At 72.3% G+C, this 21,293-nt stretch carries 16 protein-coding genes; 9 read left to right on the forward strand and 7 right to left on the reverse strand.

Annotated features, from left to right (window positions below; genetic code table 11):
* Window positions 1–72: 72 nt before the first annotated feature.
* The 5 genes from ACIO3P_RS31890 to ACIO3P_RS31910 are packed head-to-tail and all read left to right on the forward strand — an operon-like array spanning window position 73 to window position 5,171.
* On the forward strand, window positions 73–1,092 hold the full coding sequence (locus tag ACIO3P_RS31890) for an ABC transporter substrate-binding protein (RefSeq protein WP_401850006.1): 1,020 nt from the start codon (window positions 73–75) through the stop codon (window positions 1,090–1,092).
* A 9-nt stretch (window positions 1,093–1,101) separates the two neighbouring features.
* Window positions 1,102–1,899 (forward strand): ABC transporter permease subunit, encoded by a 798-nt coding sequence (locus ACIO3P_RS31895; RefSeq protein WP_329826521.1) that lies wholly within the window; start codon window positions 1,102–1,104, stop codon window positions 1,897–1,899.
* Window positions 1,896–2,753 carry an ABC transporter permease gene (locus ACIO3P_RS31900; RefSeq protein ID WP_401850007.1) on the forward strand — a complete coding sequence of 286 codons (858 nt, stop codon included), beginning with the start codon at window positions 1,896–1,898 and terminating at the stop codon, window positions 2,751–2,753. Before ACIO3P_RS31895 ends, ACIO3P_RS31900 begins: the two co-directional genes overlap by 4 nt.
* On the forward strand, window positions 2,750–4,354 hold the full coding sequence (gene mdlC / locus ACIO3P_RS31905) for a benzoylformate decarboxylase (RefSeq protein ID WP_401850008.1): 1,605 nt from the start codon (window positions 2,750–2,752) through the stop codon (window positions 4,352–4,354). The genes ACIO3P_RS31900 and mdlC overlap by 4 nt, the downstream gene beginning before the upstream one ends.
* A 7-nt stretch (window positions 4,355–4,361) precedes the next feature.
* Complete coding sequence (locus tag ACIO3P_RS31910) at window positions 4,362–5,171, forward strand: ABC transporter ATP-binding protein (protein ID WP_401850009.1); 810 nt, start codon at window positions 4,362–4,364, stop codon at window positions 5,169–5,171.
* Here ACIO3P_RS31910 and ACIO3P_RS31915 read toward each other — a convergent pair.
* The 5 genes from ACIO3P_RS31915 to ACIO3P_RS31935 all read right to left on the reverse strand — a co-directional run bounded on the left by ACIO3P_RS31915 (window position 5,157) and on the right by ACIO3P_RS31935 (window position 11,236).
* Window positions 5,157–6,941, reverse strand: a complete 1,785-nt coding sequence (locus ACIO3P_RS31915; protein ID WP_401850010.1) for a hypothetical protein — start codon at window positions 6,939–6,941, stop codon at window positions 5,157–5,159. The genes ACIO3P_RS31910 and ACIO3P_RS31915 overlap by 15 nt on opposite strands.
* Window positions 6,942–6,969: 28 nt before the next feature.
* Window positions 6,970–7,956, reverse strand: coding sequence for a carbohydrate ABC transporter permease (locus tag ACIO3P_RS31920; protein ID WP_329826516.1), 987 nt, complete (start codon window positions 7,954–7,956; stop codon window positions 6,970–6,972).
* Entirely contained in the window at window positions 7,953–8,768 is an 816-nt protein-coding gene (locus tag ACIO3P_RS31925) for a carbohydrate ABC transporter permease (RefSeq protein ID WP_401787610.1), read from the reverse strand. Before ACIO3P_RS31925 ends, ACIO3P_RS31920 begins: the two co-directional genes overlap by 4 nt.
* Window positions 8,769–8,905: 137 nt before the next feature.
* The gene (locus tag ACIO3P_RS31930; protein WP_329826515.1) at window positions 8,906–10,153 is read right to left on the reverse strand and encodes an extracellular solute-binding protein; all 1,248 of its coding nucleotides are present in this window, start codon (window positions 10,151–10,153) and stop codon (window positions 8,906–8,908) included.
* Between the two features lie 162 nt (window positions 10,154–10,315).
* Complete coding sequence (locus ACIO3P_RS31935; protein WP_329826514.1) at window positions 10,316–11,236, reverse strand: ROK family protein; 921 nt, start codon at window positions 11,234–11,236, stop codon at window positions 10,316–10,318.
* Between the two features lie 112 nt (window positions 11,237–11,348).
* Here ACIO3P_RS31935 and ACIO3P_RS31940 point away from each other — a divergent pair, with 112 nt between their 5' ends.
* From ACIO3P_RS31940 to manD, 3 genes are all read left to right on the forward strand, one after another.
* Complete coding sequence (locus ACIO3P_RS31940; protein WP_401850011.1) at window positions 11,349–12,551, forward strand: ROK family transcriptional regulator; 1,203 nt, start codon at window positions 11,349–11,351, stop codon at window positions 12,549–12,551.
* 255 nt (window positions 12,552–12,806) lie between these two features.
* Window positions 12,807–14,360 carry a mannitol dehydrogenase family protein gene (locus ACIO3P_RS31945; protein ID WP_401850012.1) on the forward strand — a complete coding sequence of 518 codons (1,554 nt, stop codon included), beginning with the start codon at window positions 12,807–12,809 and terminating at the stop codon, window positions 14,358–14,360.
* A 65-nt stretch (window positions 14,361–14,425) separates the two neighbouring features.
* Window positions 14,426–15,640, forward strand: coding sequence for a D-mannonate dehydratase ManD (gene manD, locus ACIO3P_RS31950; protein WP_329826511.1), 1,215 nt, complete (start codon window positions 14,426–14,428; stop codon window positions 15,638–15,640).
* 88 nt (window positions 15,641–15,728) lie between these two features.
* Here the strand turns inward: manD and ACIO3P_RS31955 are convergent, their stop codons facing one another.
* Both ACIO3P_RS31955 and ACIO3P_RS31960 read right to left on the reverse strand, forming a co-directional pair.
* Window positions 15,729–19,058, reverse strand: coding sequence for a glycoside hydrolase family 2 TIM barrel-domain containing protein (locus ACIO3P_RS31955; protein ID WP_401850014.1), 3,330 nt, complete (start codon window positions 19,056–19,058; stop codon window positions 15,729–15,731).
* 131 nt (window positions 19,059–19,189) lie between these two features.
* The gene (locus ACIO3P_RS31960; RefSeq protein WP_401850016.1) at window positions 19,190–20,623 is read right to left on the reverse strand and encodes a dihydrolipoyl dehydrogenase family protein; all 1,434 of its coding nucleotides are present in this window, start codon (window positions 20,621–20,623) and stop codon (window positions 19,190–19,192) included.
* A 135-nt stretch (window positions 20,624–20,758) separates the two neighbouring features.
* Here ACIO3P_RS31960 and trxA point away from each other — a divergent pair, with 135 nt between their 5' ends.
* Window positions 20,759–21,139, forward strand: a complete 381-nt coding sequence (gene trxA, locus ACIO3P_RS31965) for a thioredoxin (protein WP_329826508.1) — start codon at window positions 20,759–20,761, stop codon at window positions 21,137–21,139.
* Window positions 21,140–21,293 lie beyond the last annotated feature (154 nt).

The following is a 21,293-nucleotide window of genomic DNA, read 5'->3' on the forward strand; positions in this document are numbered from 1 at the left end:
GCCCCTCCCCCGTACGGGCCTCACCGCAGGCCCTATGGTGCGGTCGCCACCCAGCCTCTATCGTGAAGCGATATGGGACTCCAACTGCGCATTTTTCGCGTCGAGTTGGTCATCGTCGCACTGATCCTCCCACTGCTCCTCACCGGCTGCGGAGGAGGCGGCGGGGACGGTTCCCGGGGCTCCGCCGGTGTGTCGAACGGCGCGTCGGGCGGCACGGGCGGGCCGGAGAAGAAAACACTCACCGTCGCCGGACTGCCGCTGGCCGATGTGGCGGCGCTGCACATCGCCATCGACCGGGGGCTCTTCGCGGAACAGGGGCTGACCGTCCGCGTCCGGCCGGTCCAGCAGAGCGTCCAGGCGCTGCCCGCGCTCGCGAACGGGCAGGTGGACATCATCGGCGGCGCCAACTACGTGACGTTCCTCCAGGCACGGGAGAGGGGCACGCTCGCCACCCGGGTACTCGCCGAGGCGGCCAGGAACGCCCCGCGGCTGATGGGCGTCCTGGTGCTGCCCGACTCGGAGATCAGGACACCGGAGGATCTGCGCGGCAAACGGGTCGGGGTGAACATCCTCAACAACATCCAGTCCCTCTCCCTCAACAGCGCGCTGCGCGAGCGCGGCGCCGGGCTCCCCGCCTACCTCCAGGTGCCGTTCCCGCAGATGGGCGCCTTGCTGGAGCGGGGTCAGGTGGACGCCGTACACGCCGTCGAGCCCTTCGCCTCGGCCATCAAGCGCGATCTGAACGCCCGTACGGTCATCGACGGCGCCGCCTCGCCGGCCGACGGGCTGCCGCTCAGCGGTTATGTCACCACGCAGCGGTTCACCGACACGTACCCGAGGACCGCCGCCGCCTTCCAGCGGGCGATCGCGGCGGCCCAGACGATCGCGGACCGGGACCGCGACGCCGTCGAGCAGGTGCTCCCCGGCTATACGAAGATCGAACCGGCCGAGGCCGCCGCCATCGGGCTGCCGGGGTATCCGCCGGTGTCGAGCTCCGCCGAGCTGACACGGCTCATCGCCATGATGCGGGACCAGGGGCTGCTCACGAAGGACATGGACGCCGCCGACCTGCTCTTCGAGCCGGGGAGGTGAGTCGGGACGGTGGGCGCGGCGGCCCGGAGGCGGCGGGTGCGGGAGCGGCTGCTCGGGGCCGTCGGGGTGCTGGCCGCCCTCGCCGTCTGTGAGGCGCTCGGCCGCTCCGGGCTGGTGCGGAGCGCGTATCTGCCGCCCGCCTCCGAGGTGCTGGTACGGGCCGTCCGGCTGGGCGCGGACCCCGCGTTCCTCCGGGGGGTACGGGTCACCCTGGAGGCTTGGGCCGCCGGACTGGCGCTGGCCTGCGCGATCGCCGTCCCGCTCGGGCTGCTGCTGGGCAGCGTCCCGGCGGTGAACGAGGCCGTACGGGTGCTGGTCGAACTGGTCCGCCCGGTACCGTCGGTGGCGCTGATCCCGCTGGTGTCGCTGCTGCTGGGCGCGGGCATCGGCACCACCGTCGCGCTGGTCGCCTTCGCCGCCGTCTGGCCGGTGCTGTTCAACACGGTGTACGGGCTCGGCGAGAGCGATCCGCTCGCCGAGGAGACCCTGCGGGCCTTCGGCTTCGGGCGGCTCTCCGTCCTGCTGCGCGCCGCGCTGCCGTCGGCCGCGCCGTTCATCGCGGCCGGGGTACGGATCTCGGCGGCGACCGCCCTGATCCTCGCGGTGGCGACGGAGATCCTGGCCGGGTTCGGCGAAGGGCTCGGGATCTTCATCGCCCAGGCGGGTACGGCGACGGACGGCACCCGGGACGTGCTGGCCGGGGTGGTGTGGGCGGGGCTGCTGGGGCTGGTGATCAACGCGGGGCTCCTCGCGGCCGAGCGGCGGCTGTTCCCCTGGGCGCCGGAACACCGAGGGGGCGCCGCATGAGCCCCCGGGCGGCGCGCCCGTCCCGTACGGCGCTGTCCGCCCGCACCCTGTCACTGCGGCTCGGTGTCCCCGTCGGGGCCCTGCTGGCCTGGCAGTTGGCGGCGTGGGGACACGGCAGCGTCTTCTTCCCCACCCCGGCGAGCATCCTGGCGCACGGCCACGCCCTGTGGTTCTCGGGGCCGCCGGGCCGGCTCTTCCTCACGGATGACGCCGTCGCCCACCTGCTGCCGAGCCTGGGCCGGGTGGTCGCGGGCTTCTCGCTCGCCGCGGTCTGCGGCATCGTGCTCGGGCTGGTGCTGGGCCGCTCGCGCGACGCGTACGCGCTGTGCGATCCGGTGCTCCAGTTCGCGCGCGCCGTGCCGCCGCCCGCGCTGGTGCCGGTCTTCGTCGTACTCCTCGCCCCGGGCACACGGATGCAGCTCGCCTCGATCGTGCTCAGCGCGGTGTGGCCCGTACTGATCAACACCGCCGACGGGGTCCGCGCGGTGGATCCGCTGCGGCTGGAGGTCGCCGCCGCCCTGCGGATGCCGCTCGCCGAGCGGGTCCTGCTGCTGTATCTGCCCGCCGCGCTGCCGCGGGTCTTCGCGGGGCTGCGGCTGAGCCTGTCGCTCTCGCTGATCCTCATGGTCTTCTCCGAGCTGCTGCCCGGCACCACGAACGGCATCGGCTTCCAGCTCGTCGACGCGCAGACACGCTCCGATCTGCTGACGGTATGGGCGGTGATCGTGCTGCTCGGAGTGGTAGGGCAGGTACTCAACAGTGCGCTGCTGGCCGCCGAACGACTGCTCCTCGGCGGACGGCGTGAAACGCGCTCCCCCTCACCCACACGACTCAGGAGAGCTGGTTCCGGATGAACACGACTGTCCGTCAGGTGGTGGTGGAGCTGTGCCGGGCCACGGGCATGACGACCGTCTTCGGCAACCCGGGCTCCACCGAACTGCGGATGCTCCGCGACTGGCCCGACGACTTCCGCTACGTCCTCGGCCTCCAGGAGTCCACCGCGGTCGCCATGGCGGCCGGGCACGCGCTGGGCACCGGACGGGCCGCGCTGGTCAGCCTGCACTCCGCCGGGGGCGTCGGCCACGCGCTGGGCGCGGTGTTCAACGCCAGCCGGGACCGGGTGCCGCTGGTGGTCGTCGCGGGCCAGCAGTCCCGGGCGCTGCTGCCGCTCCACCCCTTCCTCGGGGCCGACGAACCCACCCAGTTCCCGCGCCCGTACGTGAAGTTCAGCCGCCAGCCCGAGCGGGCCGCCGATGTGCCCGCCGCCTTCGCCGAGGCGCACCGCGTCGCCATGACCCACCCCAGGGGCCCGGTCTTCCTCTCCGTGCCGGAGGACGACTGGGACCGGGAGGCCGAGCCCGTCGCCCCGCGCACCGTGCACGGCGGATACGGCGCCGCCCCGGACGCACTGGCCCAACTGGCCGCCGCGCTCGACGAATCGGAGCGGCCCGCCCTGGTCGTCGGCCCCGCCGTCGACGACGAGCGCGCGGTGCGCGAGGTCGCCGAGCTGGCCGAGCGGACCCGGGCCGCCGTCTGGATCAGCCCGCTCTCCGGGCGCTCCGGCTTCGACGAGCGCCATCCGTACTTCCAGGGCTTCCTGCCGCCCGTGGCCGACCAGTTGGCGGCGCGGCTCGCCCCGTACGATCTGGTGGTCGCGCTGGGCGCGCCCCTGTTCACGTACCACGTGCACGTGGCGGGTCCCCCGCTCGCGGCGGGCACCGAGCTGTACCACCTGGACTGCGACCCCGGTCAGGCCGCGTGGCTGCCGGTCGGCACCAGCATCGTCACCACGCTCCGCCCGGCCGTTCGGGCGCTCGCCGGGCTCGTACGGATGTCGGACCGGCCGGTGCCCCCGGTGCGGGCGGTGGCGCCGCCCGCGCGGCGGGGTCCGGACATCTCCCCCGAACTGCTGATGGACCTGCTCGGGGAGCGGCTGCCCCGGGACACCGTCCTGGTGGAGGAGGCGCCCAGCCACCGTGACGCCCTGCACGCCCGGCTGCCCGTGCGCGCCGAGGGCGGCTTCCTCACCACCGGCAGCGGCGCGCTCGGCTGGGGGCTGCCGCTGGCCGTGGGGCGGGCGCTCGCGGGCGGTGGGCGGGTGGTGTGTGTGCTGGGCGACGGCTCCGCGCTCTACTCGGTGCAGGCGTTGTGGACGGCGGCGCGGCACCGCGCCCCGGTGACGTATCTCCTGCTGGACAACGGCGGTTACGGCGCGGTGCGGGCGCTGGGGCACCGGATCGGGGTGGCGCCGGTGCCGGGTACGGACATCGCCGGGATCGACTTCGCCGCGCTGGCCGCCTCGTTCGGCTGTCCGGGCGGTGCGGTCGAGCGCCCGGAGGAGCTGCCGGCGGCGCTGGACCGGGTCCTCTCCCTGGGCCCCGACGAGGGTCCCACGCTGCTGCGGATCCGGGTCCCGGCCGACGACTCCCCGCTCTACGAACCCTGGGCCAGGTGACCGGCGCATGCTGCGGGTCGAAGGACTCGGCCACCGCTACGGTGGCGGGGCGGGCGGGGCCACCTCCGCCGACGGTGGGGCCGAAGCGCTCCGGGACATCGAACTCACCGTTCCGACAGGGCAGTTGCTCACCATCGTGGGCCCATCCGGATGCGGCAAGTCCACACTGCTGCGGTGTGTCGCCGGGCTCGTCCGGCCGACCTCGGGCCGGATCACCCTGGACGGTGTCCCCGTCGACGGTGTGCCCGAACGGCTCGGGATCGTCTTCCAGGACTACAGCCGCTCGCTCTTCCCGTGGCTGTCCGTACGGGACAACGTGGCGCTGCCGCTGCGCCGCCACGGCCTCGGCCGGGCCGGGCGCCACGCCGCGGCGGCGCGCATGCTGGAGCAGGTCGGGCTGGCCGGCGCCGCACGGCGCCACCCCTGGCAGTTGTCCGGTGGCATGCAGCAGCGCGTCGCGCTCGCGCGGGCCCTCGCCGCCCGTCCTTCGCTGCTGCTGATGGACGAGCCGTTCGGGGCCCTGGACGCGCGGACCCGGGAGGACCTGGAGGACCTGCTGCTGCGGCTGCACCGCACGGAGGGCATGACGGTCCTGCTGGTCACCCATGACATCGACGAGAGCGTGTACGTGGGCGACCGGGTCGTCGTCCTGGCGCCGGGCCCCGGCCGTGTCCGCGCCGATCTGCCCGTACCCCTTCCGGCGGAGCGGGACCAGATCGCCACCCGCCGGCTGCCGGAGTTCACCGAACTGCGCTCCGAGGTGGGCCGGTCGGTACGGGGGGCCATCGCGCCGGAGGGGGGATCACCGGGCGGGTGAGGAGGACTCCCCGGAGGCGCCCTCACCCGTGAGCGTCAGCGTGTAGACGCCGGGGACCCGCCCGGTGACGCGGACCCGGGTGCCCGGCGCGGGGTCGCGCGCGCCCAGGTAGGTGAAGCGCTCGCCGTCGTCGAAGTGGGCCGGCTGCGCGGGCCCCGTACCGTTGCCGGGGCCGAAGCGGATGGTGTCCTCGCCCACGGTGTAGCTGCCGGCGCCGTCGACCAGTTCGAAGGCGTCACTCTCCGGCAGAGGGCGGGCGCCGGTGAGAACTCCCCCGGCCCGGAAGGTGAGTTCGAGGACGAAGGAGGTGGGGACGCCGGTCAGGTCGAGCCGTACCTCCACCCCGGATCCGGTCGGTACGATCTCGGCGTCGACCCGCAGCCGGTGCTCGTCGGCGGGGCGGTGCACGAAGTCCATGGCGGCGAAGAAGCGTCCCTCGCTGCCCAGTTGGTATCCGCCGTCGGTGCGGCGCCACTCCTCGGGCAGCGGCTGGTAGAAGTGGGCGGTGGTGGTCCGGGTGAGCGAGCAGCGGCCGTCGTCCGCCACCCGCAGGGACTCGCTGCGGAAGGGGCCGAGGCCGAAGAAGTTCGCCGACAGCCGGACGGCGTCGAGGACTGCGGCGCCCTGCCGGAACCTCAGGAAGGTGGGGTTGGTGGCGAGGCCCGAGGCGATGTCGGGGAAGCGGGCGTTGTCACCGCCGCCGAAGACGGTGACGGTACGGCGTCCCGTACGCCACCTGGCCAGCCCGGAGTCGGCGAGGACCGTCCGCGCGTCGGTGGGCCCGGCCGCCGGGGGCACGGGCAGGGGCTGCGCGAGGGTCGGGTCGAGCAGGATCTCCGCGAGGGCGTCGGCGGCGAGTTCGGCGCCGATGGGGCGCGCGAGGATCCCGGTGACGATCGCCGCGTAGTCGCCGCGCCGCTCCCGTACGGCGAAACGGCGGTACGGGAGGAGGAATCCGGCCCCGTCGAAACGGCCGCGCTGGTCCTGGCGCCGGGAGTGCACGGACTCCACGGTGCCGTCCTCGTCGAAGAGGCCCGCGAAGGCGTCGAGGTTGCGCCGTACGGGGTCGAGCAGCGCGGGACGGTCGAGGGCGTCCGCGATGGCGATGAGCGACGGGTTCGTCACATGGGCGGCGTACAGCGGGCTGCGCTCGGAGTACATGCCGTCCGGCTGGAGGTCGGTCTCCTCCGCGAGCCACTGGTCGACGCGGCCGGGCAGCCGGGGGTCGGGGTCGATGCGGTGGAGCCGGGCGAGGGCCGCGCACAGCTCCCACCGGTGGTTCGGTGTGTGCACCCCGCCGGTCAGCAGCGCCGGTGTCACGGCGCGCCGGATCGCGGCCAGTCCGGAGCGCAGGGCGGCCGGCCCTGTACCGCCGGGGACGTCGGGGGCATCGGCGCGGGCCGCGTGCGTGTCGATCAGCCGGGTCGCGATACAGACGTCGTTGATGGTGAACGACGAGTCGGGCGGCGAGGCGAGGTTGTCACCGCCGAAGAGTCCGTCCGCCCCTTGGAGTGTGGCGAGCTGGTCGAGCAACCGCTGTGCGGGAGACAGGAGTTCGGGGTCGGCGTGCCAGCGGGAGCGCGGGGTCAGATATGCGGTGAGGAGCGCTTTGACACCGCTCGCGAGGGCGCGGTGCTGGGCGGTGTCGTACGCGCCGTCCGCGAGCGCGGCGCGCAGTTCGGGTACGTACCGGTCGAGCGGGGCCACCAGGCGGTCCACGAAGGGCAGATCGGTCCGGGGCGGCGGTGCCTGGGTGTGCTGTCGGGTCATCGGGTGGTTCACAGTCCTCGGCTCGTTCTCAGTCTTTCAGGCCCGCGTTGATGTCGGCGTTCATGACGTAGCGCTGGAACACCAGGAACATCACCAGCAGGGGCAGCAGCGAGATGACGGACGCGGCGATCAGCACCGGCCAGTCGATGTTCTGCGCGCCGATGAGGTTGCGCAGCGCGACCTGGAGGGTGAAGCGCTTCTGGTCGCCGAGCACGATCAGCGGCCAGATGTAGTCGTTCCAGCGCCATTGGAAGGAGAAGATCGCCAGGGTCACCACGATCGGCCGGGCGATCGGCAGCATGATCCTCACGAAGATGCCGATCTCGCTCGCGCCGTCGATGCGCGCCGCCTCCAGGATCTCGTCGGGGACGGTCATGAAGAACTGGCGGAACATGAAGATGCCGGTCGCGGTGATGATCGACGGGACGATGATCCCGGCGAGGGAGTCGTACAGCCCGAGTTCGCGTACGACGGCGAAGGACGGGGTGAGGATGACCTCGGTGGGCAGCATCGTCGTCGCCAGGACGCAGACGAAGAAGATCCTGATCCAGCGGGCGGAGTACTTCGCGAGGGCGTACCCGGTACCGGCGCTGGCGAGGACGGTGAGGACGGTCGTGACGGAAGCGACGAGCAGGGTGTTGCCGAAGTAGCGGGCGAAGTGGATGCGTTGCCAGGCGTCGGCGAAGCCCTGGACCGTCCAGTCGCGGGGCAGGACGGAGAGCGGATAGCTGAAGAGTTCGCTGCCCGGTTTGAAGGCGCTGAGGACGAACCACAGCACCGGGAAGGCGAAACAGGCGGCCAGCGCCCACAGGACGAGGGTGACGGCGACGGTACGGGTGCCGTTCCCGCCGCTCCGGTCCGCGCGGGCCGCGGGCGCGCGGGGCACGTCGGGGCCGTCCGGTGCGCCGGGGCCGTCCGGGCCGTTCGAGGGCCCCTTCGTGAGCGTCGTTCCGTTGTCCTTCATGAGGCCGTCCTTCATGAGGCCGTCGTCCTTCATGGGGCTGTTGTCCTTCATGAGGCTCCCCGCCCTCGGCCGATACGCATCTGCACCAGCGCGACCACCAGCAGGATCGCCATCAGCACCATGGAGACGGCACTGGCGTAGCCGACCTCGGCCTTCTTGAACCCGGTCTCGTAGATGTACTGCACGATCAGGCGGTTGTCGGTGCCGGGACCGCCGCCGTTGAGCGCCTGGACCATGGCGAATTCCTTGGTGGCGTTGATCGTCGACAGCAGGATCACCATGAAGGAGGTGGGGGCGATCGCCGGCAGGGTGATGTGGCGGAACCGCTGCCAGCCGTTGGCGCCGTCCAGCTCGGCCGCCTCGTAGTACGACGTCGGTACGTTCTTCAGGGCCGCGATGAACAGCAGCATGTTGAACGCGGTGCCTCCCCACGCCGTGGCGAGGACCACCACGGCGAGGGCGAGGTCCCCGTCCGAGGACCACTGGACGTCCGAGACGCCCATCGTGCCGAGGACGAAGTTGACGAAGCCGAAGTTCTCGCCGAAGAGCCAGCGCCAGATGACGCCCGTGACGATCGGGGAGATCAGCCACGGGAAGAAGAAGATGACCTTGGCGACGGTCGTGCCGCGGGCGAACCGGCTGACGAGCAGGACGGCGACGAGCAGCGAGAGGACATAGGTGAGGGGGACGGACAGCACGACGTACACCGCCGTCCGTCCCAGGGCCGCGTAGAAGTCCGCGTCCTCGAACAGGGTGCGGTAGTTGTCGAAGCCGACGAAGTCCGGCTGCCCGAAACCACGGTAGTTGGTGAAGGAGTAGAGCAGTCCGAGCGCGCCCGGCCAGACGAAGAACAGGAGGAACATCACGATGTTGACCGCGGCGAGCACGAGCGGTGCCAGGGTGTAGCGGCCCCGCCGTCGTCGGCGGGGCGCCGCGGGAGGCGGTGGTGGGCTGCTGGGGCGGCGTTCCGCGACGGCCGCCGCCGACGTCGGCTTCATCCTCAGCCGCCGGCCTGCTCGGTGAACGCCTTCTCGATGGCGGAGACGGTCGTCCTCACGTCCTGGTCGCCGTTCAGGTACTTGACGGTCTCGTCCCTGATCGGGTCGTCGGTGGAGCCCTTGCCCTCGTAGGCCGCGGTCAGTTCGCTGCGCATCTGGAGCGAGTTGATCGGGGCGGACTCGGCGATCTCGTCGTTGTAGAGGCCGAATGCCTCCTTGTCCGCGGCGTACGTGACCTCGACGCCGTCCTCGACCGGGAGGAAGCCGGAGATCTCGCAGAGCTTCCGGTAGTTCTCCGGGGTGTACAGCCAGTCGATGAACTTCGACGTCTTGTCGGCGGCGGGGCCGTCGAATCCGACGAGGTAGTTGGTGCCGAGGTTCGTGGCGCGTACGGGCTGCTTCGGCATCAGGACGGACTTCCACTCGAAGTCCTTGATGTTCTGGGAGAAGTCGGTGATCTGCCAGACGCCCGAGTAGTACGCGGCGACCTGGCCGCTCTTGAACAGGGCGTTGGCGTCGTCCCCGGAGAGCCAGACGGAGCGGGGCATCAGCTTGTCGTCGTTCATCGCCTTGAAGCTTTCCAGGGCGGTGGTGGTCCGCGGGTTCGCGGCGTACTTCCCGCTCGCGTCCGGGCCGAAGCCGTTGCTGCCGTGCTGGTAGAGGAAGGAGCGCAGCCGGTGGCTCGAACGGTCCATCACCATGCCGTACTTGGCGCCCGCCGACTGCTGGACCTTCTTCAGGGAGGCGGTGAACTCGTCCCAGGTCCACTGGTCGGCGGCGGACTTCGGGTAGGGGACCTTCGCCTTGTCGAAGAGGCTCTTGTTGATGAACAGGCCGACCGCCGTCAGGTCGGTCGGGACCGCGTTGATCTCGCCCTCCGACGACTTCGCCAGGAGGTTCGCCTTGACCTTGTTCTTCTCGGCGGTGGCGGTCAGGTCCAGCAGCGAGCCCGTCCAGAGGGGGTCCACCGAGGACACACGGGCGAGCGCGGGCAGGTCGTTGGCCTGGGCGGCGTTGCGCAGCTTGGTGCGCAGATCGTCGTAGGGGATGTCGACGACATCGATCTTGACGCCGGTCTCCTTGGTGTACTCCTTCGCCATCGCGGCGAACCCACCCCCCTGGTTCCCGTCGCCGGAGAGCCAGAACTTCAGGGTGTCGGAGTCTCCCCCCGCGCTGCTCTCACCGCCGAACGCGCAGCCCGTGAGGGCGAGCGAGAGGACGGTCGCTATCGGGATGAGCTTCTTTCGCATGCGTCCAACTTTCTTCGCGCTCGACCGAGCACAGGTTCTGCCTCGGCTCAGGCATCGGTGCGGACAGAGGTGAGGGGGGTGGGGTGAGGGGGGTGGGGTGTTCGCGTCTTCGGGTGCTGGGGGGGTACGGCTCCACGGGAGGCGGTGCGCCCCGCCGTCTCCTCAGGGCTCCGGGCTCAGCGCTTCCCGCGCCGCGATCAGCGCGCCGATGAGGGCCGCGTCGTCGTAACCGCGGGAGCGCAGCAGTGCGGGTGGGAAGGGGACGAGCCGTTCCAGCGCCGCGGTGAGCGCCGTGAACACCTCGTCGTGCCGGGCCATCCCGCCGCCGACGACGATCCGCGCCGGGTCGAAGGCGATCGCGAGATTGGCGACGGCGGCGGCGAACCTTTCGATCCGCCTACCGATCTCCTCGCCGAAGGCGGCCTCGGTGCCCGCCAGTTGGAACGCCGTGCCCGCGGTGGCGCCGTCCCCCGCCCTGGCGCGGGCGAGTGCGGTCAGCGCCGCGCCGGAGAAGACTTCCTCCAGGGGCGCCCTGCCCTCCCGTACGCCCGGCTCCGCCGGGTCGAGGACCTGGTAGCCGATCTCGCCCGCGGCCCCGTGCTCGCCGGTCAGCACCGTTCCGCCGACGACCAGGGCGCAGGAGAGGCCGGTCCCGACGTTGAGGTAGATGCCGTGTCCGACCTCGGCCAGCCCGCCCTGTCTGGCCTCGGCCAGCGCCGCCGCCTTGACGTCGTTCATGACGGCGATCCTGGCCCCGGGGAAGAGCGTGGCGATCTCCTGGCGCACCCGCAGCTCCTCCCAGCCCGGTGTGTGGGGCGCGTACAGCACGCCGGTCGCGGTGACGATCCCCGGGCAGACCAGGCCGACGGCGCTCACGTCCGCGCGGTGCGCGCCGGGGCCGAGCAGGGTGTCCACCGCGTCCGCGATCCGCGCGAAGAGGGGGTGCGGGCCCTCCTCGGGGAGCGTGGGTATGCGGTCGGTACGGCACGTCGAGCCGTCCTCCGCGTCGGCGACGAGGAGCGCGGTCTTGGTTCCGCCGATGTCGACGGCCACGACGGGCCCCGCGATGGCAAGCGCTTTCATGAGCGATGATTGTAAGGGAGCCTCCTAAATAAACAAGAGGTTCAACCGATGTTCCCTTCAGTGCCCGCAGAGCAGAAGTACGACCACACGTCCGACCTGAAATGAGGGTCCGTTGCCGAAGTCGTCCCCGATCGCGACCAGCACGACGTACATGCGCCATCTCAACGAGCGATCCGTCTTCCACCACGTCTACGCGGCCGGGTCCGTCTCCATCCCGCAACTCGTCACGGCGTCGGGCCTGTCGAAGCCCACGGTGAGCGCGGCGGTCGCCGCGCTGATCGACAACGGGCTGCTGCGGAAACTGGGGGTACGGACGGGGCAGGCCGGCCGGTCACCGCAGCTCTTCGGCCCCGAACCCACCGCGGGCTGGGTCACCGTGCTGGACATCGGACGGCGCTGGGTCAGGCTGGCGCTGACCGATCTCACCGGGGACATCGTGCGGTACGTACGGGTCCCCTCCGCCCAGGACGCGGAGGAACTGGTCGGCGTCATCGAGGAGTTGGTGTCGTCCGTCCTCACCGAGCGGTCTCTGGCGATGGCGGACCTGCTCCAGGTCGTCGTGGGCAGCCCGGGGGTCTACGACGCCGGGGAGGAGTCCTTCCGGCTGGCCTCGAACCTGCCGGGGTGGGGGTACTCCCTGCATGTCAGGAGGCTCCGCGAGTTCTTCGCGGAGGCGGGCGCCGTCCGCTTCGAGAACGACGTGGACCTGGGCGCGCTCGGCGAGCGGACGAGGGGGCTGGGCCAGGACGTCGACAACTTCGTCTATCTGCACGTCGGTTCGGGGGTCGGCGCCGGAATCATGGTGAACGGCAGACCGCTGCGCGGCACGCGCGGCATGGCCGGCGAGATCGCCTTCATGCCGGTGCTGCCGGTGCCGCGGCGCGGGCTGCCCGCCGAGGTGCGCGAGCGCGGCATGCTGGAGACGGCGACGGCGGCCGACGCGATCGTCGACGCGGCGCGGAAGAACGGGCTGGTGCACGCGGCGACCGCCGAGGACGTGATGGCGGCCGCGGCGGCGGGCGACCCGCGGGCCCGTGCGGTGCTGGCCGAGGAGGCGAGGCTGCTGGCCCTGACGGTGGCATCGGTCATCACCGTCGTGGACCCGGCGCTGGTCATCCTCGGCGGCGGCGTGGGCCGCCGGCTCGGCGACTACGTCCCGGTCATCCAGGAGCGGCTGTCCCAGATCCTGCCGTTCGAGCCGCCCGCGCTGGAGGCATCGTTCCTCGGGGACCGGGGAATCCTGTACGGCGGGGTCGCGGCCGGGGTCGAGCTGGCGCGGGAGATCGCCCTGGCGCGGCGCTTCGCCAACGACTGAGGCGGCGCGTGCCGGGCGGGCGCGCCACAGGGGCCGGGGCCGACCGCACCGCAGGTCCCGCCACAGGGGCCGGGGCCGACCGGGCCGTACCTGCCCGTCCGGGGCCTTCGGGGTCGCCGGGGCCGTGCCCACGTCCTCCCGCCACCACCGTTGCTCCTACCATACAAGGCTTGTATGGTAGTTCTCGCCGGAGATCGAGGGCGCCGCGACGGACCGGCGTCCGCCCCGTCGGCGAGACCCACCGAGGAGCCCCGCGTGAACACCGACCCGAGCCAGAGCCGGAGCCCGAAGCCGAGCGCGCCGCCGCTCTCCCGCTCCCGGCTTCCCGTACCCGGCCTGGCCCGTCCCCGCACCGCTCCGGAACGGGGCATCGTCCATCTCGGGCTCGGCAACTTCCACCGGGCCCACCAGGCCGTCTACACCGCGGAGGCGCTCCGGCACGCGGAGGGCCCCTGGGGCATCACCGGGGTGGTCACCGGGCCGACGCAGCGCTCCAGGACCGTCGTGGAGGGCATGACCGCGCAGGACGAGCTCTACACCGTCCTCACACTGGACGGCGACGGCTCGGTACGGGCGGACGTCCCCGGTGTGCACCACGCCGGGCTGCTCGGCGGGGACCAGGCCGAGGCGGTGGTGGACGCCATCGGCGCGGCCGGCACCCGGATCGTCACCCTGACGGTCACGGAGAAGGGATACACCTTCACCCCGTCCGGCAGCCTGGACCTGGACGACCCACGCGTCGCCGCTGACCTCACCGGCGAGGCCGCCCCGCGCTCCCCGCTCGGTCTGCTGCTGCGCGGTCTGCAGCGCAGGGTACGCACCCACGCCGCCCCGCTGACCGTACTGACCTGCGACAACCTGATGGACAACGGCAGCAGGCTGCGGCGGCTGCTGGACGAGTTCGCGGCGGCCCTGCCGTCCGGTGAGCGCGAGGAGCTGGCCGCCTACCTCGCCGCCTCGGTGTCGACCCCCAGCAGCATGGTCGACCGCATCGCGCCCGCCACCACCGACGAGCACCGGGACCTGGTCACCCGCCGCTTCGGGGTGCGCGACGCGGTGCCCGTGCCGGCCGAGCCGTACCGGCTGTGGGTCCTCCAGGACGACTTCCGCGCCGGGCGGCCCGCCTGGGAGAAGGCCGGCGCGATCCTCACGCCCGAGGTCGCGGGCTACGAGACGATGAAGCTACGGCTCCTCAACGGCGCCCACTCCCTGCTCGCCTACCTCGGGCTGCTGCTCGGCCACGCCTCCGTCGACCGCGCGGTCACCGACCCGGGCCTCGGCGCCGCGGTAGGGCACGCCATGACCCGGGAGATCCTGCCGAGCCTCGACGTGCCGGACGGGGTGGACGGCGCCGCGTACATCGGGGAGCTCCTCGAACGCTTCGCCAACCCGGCGCTCGGCCACCGCACCGCGCAGGTCGCCACCGACGGCTCGCTGAAGATCCCGGTGCGCTGGGCGGGACCGCTCGCCCACCACCTCGCCTCCGGCACGGTGCCCGATGTGCTGGCGCTCGGTGTGGCCGCGTACGTCCGGGTCGTCACGCGGGGCGAGGACGCGTACGACGAGCGGGCCCTCGGTGCCGTACGGGACGACGCCACGCCCAGGCTGCGCGAGCTGGCGGACCGCGCCGGTGAACCCGGCGCCGCGGCGCGGCTGGTGGTGGAGGCGGGCGACATCCTGCCCCAACCCGTCGCGCAGTGGCGGGAGTTCACCGACCGGGTCGCCGCCCACGCACGGGACCTGGACCGGCACGGCGCCCGCGCCACCCTGGACGCCACGCTGCGCGGAGCCTCGACTCCCCCTTCCTGAACGCCTCTTCCCCATCCGCACACCCGACTCCCCCACCCACACACCCAGAAAGGCGGGCCGCCCGCATGGCCACCATCGTCGACGCCCAGGTGTTCGTCACCAGCCCGGGACGCAACTACGTCACCCTGAGACTGACCACGTCCGACGGCGTGACGGGCATCGGCGACGCCACCCTCAACGGCCGCGAACTGTCGGTGGCCTCCTACCTCAGCGACCATGTCTGCCCCACCCTGATCGGGCAGGACGCGGACCGGATCGAGCAGATCTGGCAGTACCTCTACAAGGGCGCCTACTGGCGTCGCGGACCGGTCACCATGACCGCGATCGCCGCCGTCGACGTGGCGCTGTGGGACATCAAGGGCAAGGTCGCCGGGCTCCCCGTCTACCAGTTGCTCGGCGGCGCGGCCCGCGACGGCGTCACCGTCTACGGCCACGCCAGCGGCAACGACATCCCCCAGCTCCTCGACGACGTGGACCGCTTCCTCGGCCGCGGCTTCCGCGCGGTCCGGGCGCAGGCCGCGGTGCCCGGACTGGAGCGGGTGTACGGCATGCGCAAGGGCGACGGGGTCACCTACGAGCCGGCCGACGGGAGCCTGCCGAGCGAGGAGAACTGGGACACCGGCGCCTATCTCGACTTCGTGCCCACCTACATGGCGGCGGTCCGTGAACGGTTCGGCTACGGCTTCCAGCTCCTGCACGACGTGCACCACCGGCTCTCCCCGATCGAGGCGGCGCGCCTGGGCAAGTCCCTGGAGCCGTACCGGATGTTCTGGATCGAGGACCCCACCCCCGCCGAGGACCAGGACGCCTTCCGTCTCATCCGCCAGCACACCACCACCCCGCTGGCGGTCGGCGAGATCTTCAACAGCATCTGGGACTGCCAGCACCTCATCACGGGCCGGCTGATCGACTACATCCGTACGTCGGTGTCGCACGCCGGCGGGATCAGCCACCTGCGCAAGATCTTCTCGCTGGCGGAGCTGTACGGGGTGCGTACCGGCTCGCACGGCGCGGGCGACCTCTCGCCCGTCTCCTTCGCCGCCGCGCTCCATGTCGACCTCTCCGTGGCCAACTTCGGCATGCAGGAGTACATGAGCCATCTCAGCCCGTACGAGGAGGTGTTCCAGACGTCGTGGCGGTTCGAGGACGGCCTGATGCACCCCGGCGACCGGCCCGGGATCGGCGTCGACTTCGACGAGAAGGCCGCCGCCCGCTTCCCGTACAACCGCAAGTACCTGCCCGTGAACCGGCTGCGCGACGGCAGCGTCCACGACTGGTGACAGCAGCGGCTCTCCCTCACCCCGAGGGGCGGATCCACGCGGGGATCCGCCCCTCGGGGCGCCCTCGGGGCGTCCTCGGGATCCGCGCTCACTCCTCCCTGACGCGGGGCAGGGCGGCGGGCCGCAGCCGGTAGGCGTACGTGTAGGTGCGGCCCGCGTGCAGCAGGTACTGCTCCAGCGGGGCGGCGCCCCAGGAGTTGATGCCGCCCACCCCGGTCTGCCGGTGGTTGACGCCGAGCACCGTCTCGGGGCGCCGGGTCAGTTCGTACGGGTGCCGGGGCCCGTCGAGGTCGGACGGCGCGTAATGCAGGGCGCTGGTCTCCAGCAGGGGTTCGCCGGGCGCCGGATCGGCGGCCACGAACAGGCCGTCGCCGGTGCGGTCGGTCAGCGCGAGATGGCGTACGTCCGTCATGTTGCCCATCTGCTGCGGGCGGGCGTACGGCGGCGGCTGGTCGTCGACCGTGGAGCGGTAACGGCCCACGAACGCGGCGGACTTGCGGTCCCAGTAGTTCTCGTGCGGGCCGCGTCCGTACCAGTCGATCCGCTCGAATCCGGCGGGAACGGTCAACAGGACGCCCACCATGGGCAGATCCGGCAGTCCCGCGGGTGCCCGCAGGGTGTGTCTGATCCGCAGCTCCGCGTCGCCGCGCACGGTGAGCACCGTGTGCCAGTCGGAGACCGCCGGAGCGGTGGGCAGGGTGGCGCCGATCTCGATGGTGACCTCCCCCGGTGCGGAGTGCCGGGCGGTCACGGAGGTCACGGTGCGCCGCGCGCCCGCGTCCCGCCAGGTCCTCGCGGTGTTCTGGGCGCCGCGTCCGATGTCGTTGTCGGTGGGCGCGCGCCAGAAGTTGGGCACGGGCCCGGCGGTGAGCAGCGGTTTCCCCCGGAAGCGGTACGCGGAGAGGGCGCCGGCCGTCTTGTCGAGGACGAGCTCCACGTCCCGGCCGCTCACCCTGATCTCGCCCGCAGACTCGCTGAGTTGGAGTTCGGGCAGCGGACGCCCGGAGGCCGAGGGGCCCGGGGCGGGGACCGCCGCCGTCCGCCGCTCCAGGGCCAACTGCCCGGCGGCGACGGTGTGTCCGGCCCCGGCCCAGTCGGTCGCCTTACGCAGCACGAAGGCCAGGTTCAGCCAGTGTTCCGCGCCGGGCGCGGACGGCCCCGGGGCGCGGAACGGGATGTGTACGGTCGCGGTGGCGCCCGGTGCCACGTCCGGCGCGGGCACGGTGCCGTGCTGGATCCGCTCGCCGTCGCGGGTGAGCGTCCAGCGGAGTTCGTACGCCTCCAGACCGGTGAAGAGCTGCTTGTTGTGGACGCGCACCGTGCCGCCGGCCGTGTCCCCGGACAGCTCGCCCGCGGTGATGCCGACCGGCTGGTACATCTGCTTGATCTCCAGAAGCCCGGGGTGGACGGAGCGGTCCGCATCGACCAGACCGTTGCAGCAGAAGTTGCCGTCCGTCGGATATCCGGGCTTCCAGTCGCCCCCGAACGACAGGTAGGAGCGTTTCGGGTCCCCGGGCACCGGCAGCCGGATCGCCTGGTCGACCCAGTCCCAGACGAAGGCTCCGTGCAGGTTGGGGTAGCGTTCGAGGACGTCCCAGTACTCCCGCACATTGCCGCCGCTGTTGCCCATCGAGTGGTTGTACTCGCACAGCAGATACGGCGTGGGCTTGCCCGACCTGCCGTACGCCTCGACGCCCGCCGGGCTCGTGTACATCTCGCTGTGCAGGTCGGCGACGGCGTTCATGCCCTCGTAGTGCACCGGCCGCGAGGGGTCGCGGCCGTGCGTCCACTGCGCCATGGCACGGAAGTTGGCGCCCTGGCCCGCCTCGTTGCCGAGCGACCAGACGATGACGCTCGCGTGGTTCTTGTCGCGCTCGACGACCGCGTGCATCCGGTCGAGGCAGGCGTCGGTCCACTCGGGGAGCGAGCCGGGCACCCGGTCGCGCACCCCGTGGGTCTCCAGGTTCGCCTCGTCGATCACGTACAGGCCGTACTCGTCGCACAGCTCCAGCCAGCGCGGGTGGTTGGGGTAGTGCGAGGTGCGCACGGCGTTGATGTTGTGCCGCTTCATCAGGACGACGTCCTGGACCATCCGCTCCTCGCGCACCGCCTGGCCGTGATCCGGGTCGCTCTCGTGACGGTTGGTGCCCCGGAGCATGACGGGCGCGCCGTTGACGGTGAACCGGCCCGGCCCGTACTCCACTTGGCGGAATCCGATCCTGGTGCGCTGGATGTCGACGGCCCGGCCGGCCGCGTCCGCGAGGGTCACGACCAGTGTGTAGAGGTGCGGCGCCTCCGCCGACCAGAGCGCGGGGGCCGGGACGGCCGCTTCGAGAGTGACGGCCACGTCCCCGGCCCCCTTCCCGTCCGGCCCCCGCTCCCTGTCCGCGCCGAACGCGACATCGCCTTCGAGCGGCCCGCACCGTACGGGGCGCCCCTTCGCGTCGTACAGCGTGGCGGTGAGCCGGTGCCCGGCCGGGCGGCCCGGGGCCAGGTTCCGTACGGTGATGTCGAGGGTGAGCACGGCGTCGCGGTAGGCCGCGTCCAGCGCGGTGCGCGCGAAGAGGTCCTGCACCCGCACGGTCGGGGTCGCGTACAGATAGACGTCCCGGAAGATCCCGGACAGGTCGATCATGTCCTGGTCCTCCAGCCAACTGCCGTCGGACCAGCGGAAGACCTCCACGGCCAGGGTGTTGCGGCCGGGGCGCAGCCGCTCGGTGATGTCGAACTCGGCGGGGGTGTAACTGTCCTCGCTGTAGCCGACGCGCTCGCCGTTCACCCAGACGAAGAACGCGGACTTCACCCCCTGGAAGGAGAGCAGTGTGCGCCGCCCGTCCCAGACCCGTGGCACGGTGAAGTCCCGGCGGTAGGAGCCGACCGGGTTGAACTCCTTGGGAATGTCCGGGGGTTCGGGCGTCTCGTAGCCGACCCACGGGTATTTGATGTTGAGGTAGATCGGCTCCGGGTAGCCCTTCATCTCCCAGTTGGACGGGACGGGGATACGGTCCCAGCCGCTGTCGTCGAAGTCGGCGGCGTGGAAGCCGACGGGGCGTTCCTCCGGGTTCTTCGCCCAGTGGAAGCGCCATGTGCCGTTCAGGGAACGGTAGTAGGGCGAGCGGGTCAGGTCGCCCCGCAGGGCGTCGGCGACCCGCGCGTACGGTACGAGCCGGGCCCGGTGGTCCTCCCGGTTCACCTGGAAGACCCGCGGGTTCGCGTCCCACTCCGTACCGCCGGCGCTCCCGGCGCTCGGGGCACCCGGGGTGCCCGTGGTGCTCTCCGTGGCGAACGCGCGCTTCTGCGAGGTGAACACGGACCAGCCCGCGAGGCCGGCGGCCCCGGCGGCGAGGAGGGCCCGGCGGCGCGGCCCGGCACGGTACGGAAGGTTCTGGGCGAGGTCGTTCGGTCGGTCTGCACTCATCCGGCGGCTCCGAACGGAAGGCGACAAGAACCACCAGCTTCCGACCGAACCACCCACCACACAAGGCCCGATGGCCGACTTTCGGCCCACCGGGCCCGGGGCCGCCGCCCCGTGCCCTCCCCGCTGTCAGCTCACCGGTCGCGGTACGTCTCCAGCAGCCGCAGCCAGATCTCGCTGATCGTGGGGAACGCGGGAACGGCGTGCCACAGCCGGTCGATCGGGACCTCACCGACCACCGCGACGGTCGCGGAGTGCAGCATCTCGCCGACCCCCGGACCGGCGAAGGTCACACCGCGCAGGATCTCCCGGTCCAGGTCGACGACCATGCGGGCGCGGCCGCGGTAGCCGTCGGCGTACAGGGCCGCGCCCGAGACGCCGGAGAGGTCGTAGTCGACCGCGTGGACCCGGTGGCCCGCCGCCTCGGCCTCCGCGAGGCTGAGACCGACCGCGGCCACCTCCGGGTCCGTGAAGACGACCTGGGGGACGGCGGTGTGGTCGGCGGTGGCGGTGTGGGCGCTCCACGCGTCCGAGGCGGACACCGTGGCGCCCTTGGCCCGCGCGGCGATCGCGGCGCCCGCCGTCCGGGCCTGGTACTTGCCCTGATGGGTGAGGAGCGCGCGTTGGTTGACGTCGCCGACCGCGTACAGCCAGTCGCTCCCCTCCACCAGACAGGTGTCGTCGACCGTCAGCCACGAGCCCGGCTCCAGGCCGACCGTCTTCAGTCCGAGGTCGTCGGTGCGCGGGGCGCGACCGGTGGCGAAGAGGATCTCGTCGGCCTCGATCCGCTCGCCGTCCGCCAGCACGGCGGTGACGGGTCCGGTCCTGCCGTCGCGTTCGACCGCGGCGACCGACACGCCCGTACGGACGGTGGCGCCCGCCTCGGTGAGCGCCTCGGTGACCAGCTCGCCCACGAACGGCTCCATCCTCGGGAGCGGTCCGCCGCCCCGGATCAGCACGGTGACCTCGGAGCCGAGCGCCCGCCACGCGGTCGCCATCTCCATCCCCACCACACCGCCGCCGACGACCACGAGCCGTGCCGGTACGGTCGGGGAGCTGGTGGCCTCCCTGCTGGTCCACGCGCCGGCCCCGTCGAGTCCCGGCAGCTCGGGCAGGACGGCCCGGCTGCCGGTGCAGACGGCGACGGCGTGCCGCGCCGTCAGCGTCCGCTCGGCGCCGTCGGGGCCCGTCACCGTCACCCGCCGGGGGCCGTCCAGCCGGCCGTGGCCGCGGTACAGGACCGCGCCGGTCCCCTCCAGCCAGCCGACCTGGCCGTCGTCCTTCCAGTGCGCCGTGAAGTAGTCGCGGTGCGCGAGCACGGCCGCGGCGTCCAGCGGGCCCCGGGCCGACTCGCTCAGCCCCGGCACCCTGCGCGCCTCGGCGCGCGCGAGGGCCGGGCGCAGCAGCGCCTTGCTCGGGATGCAGGCCCAGTACGAGCACTCGCCGCCGACCAGTTCACTCTCCACCACGGCCACGCTCAACCCGGCCGACCTGGCCCGGTCGGCGACGTTCTCCCCGACCGGGCCGGCGCCCAGGACCACCACGTCGTACTCCACAGCTTCAGTCATGGAGCCAGTCTGGAGGCGAGTGGGTCGCATGGCCACACGATCACCGGGCAGGGGCCCGGGGTATCAGGAATACGGCGACGGCACGGACCGTTGTCGCAGGCGGCTTCACCCGGAGAGCAGGAAGAGGTACCAGGCATGGCCACAGTGGAACTCACCAAGGAGAACTTCGACCGGACGGTGTCGGAGAACGACTTCATCCTGATCGATTTCTGGGCTTCCTGGTGCGGTCCGTGCCGCCAGTTCGCCCCGGTCTACGAGAAGGCGTCGGAGCGTCACGACGATCTGGTCTTCGCCAAGGTCGACACGGAGGCCCAGCAGGAGCTGGCCGCGGCCTTCGAGATCCGTTCGATCCCGACGCTGATGATCGTCCGGGACAATGTCGCGGTCTTCGCCCAGCCGGGCGCGCTGCCCGAGACCGCCCTGGAGGACGTGATCGGCCAGGCGCGCGCGCTCGACATGGACGAGGTGCGCAAGTCGGTGGCGGAGGCCGAGGCGAAGGGCGCGGACGAGGGCTGAGCCCGGGGTCGAGACGATCGAGTGCGGTCGGGGGCCCGGGGGGCCCCCGGCCCCCCCCCCCCCAACCCCCCCAACGGGAGGAAGGGTTGCCCCCCCCGGGCCGCGCGAACGGCGGGGACAGGCGAGCCCGGGAACCCCCCCAGGTTTGCGCGCC

It is taken from the genome of Streptomyces sp. NPDC087310 (assembly GCF_044744405.1).
Lineage (GTDB): Bacteria > Actinomycetota > Actinomycetes > Streptomycetales > Streptomycetaceae > Streptomyces.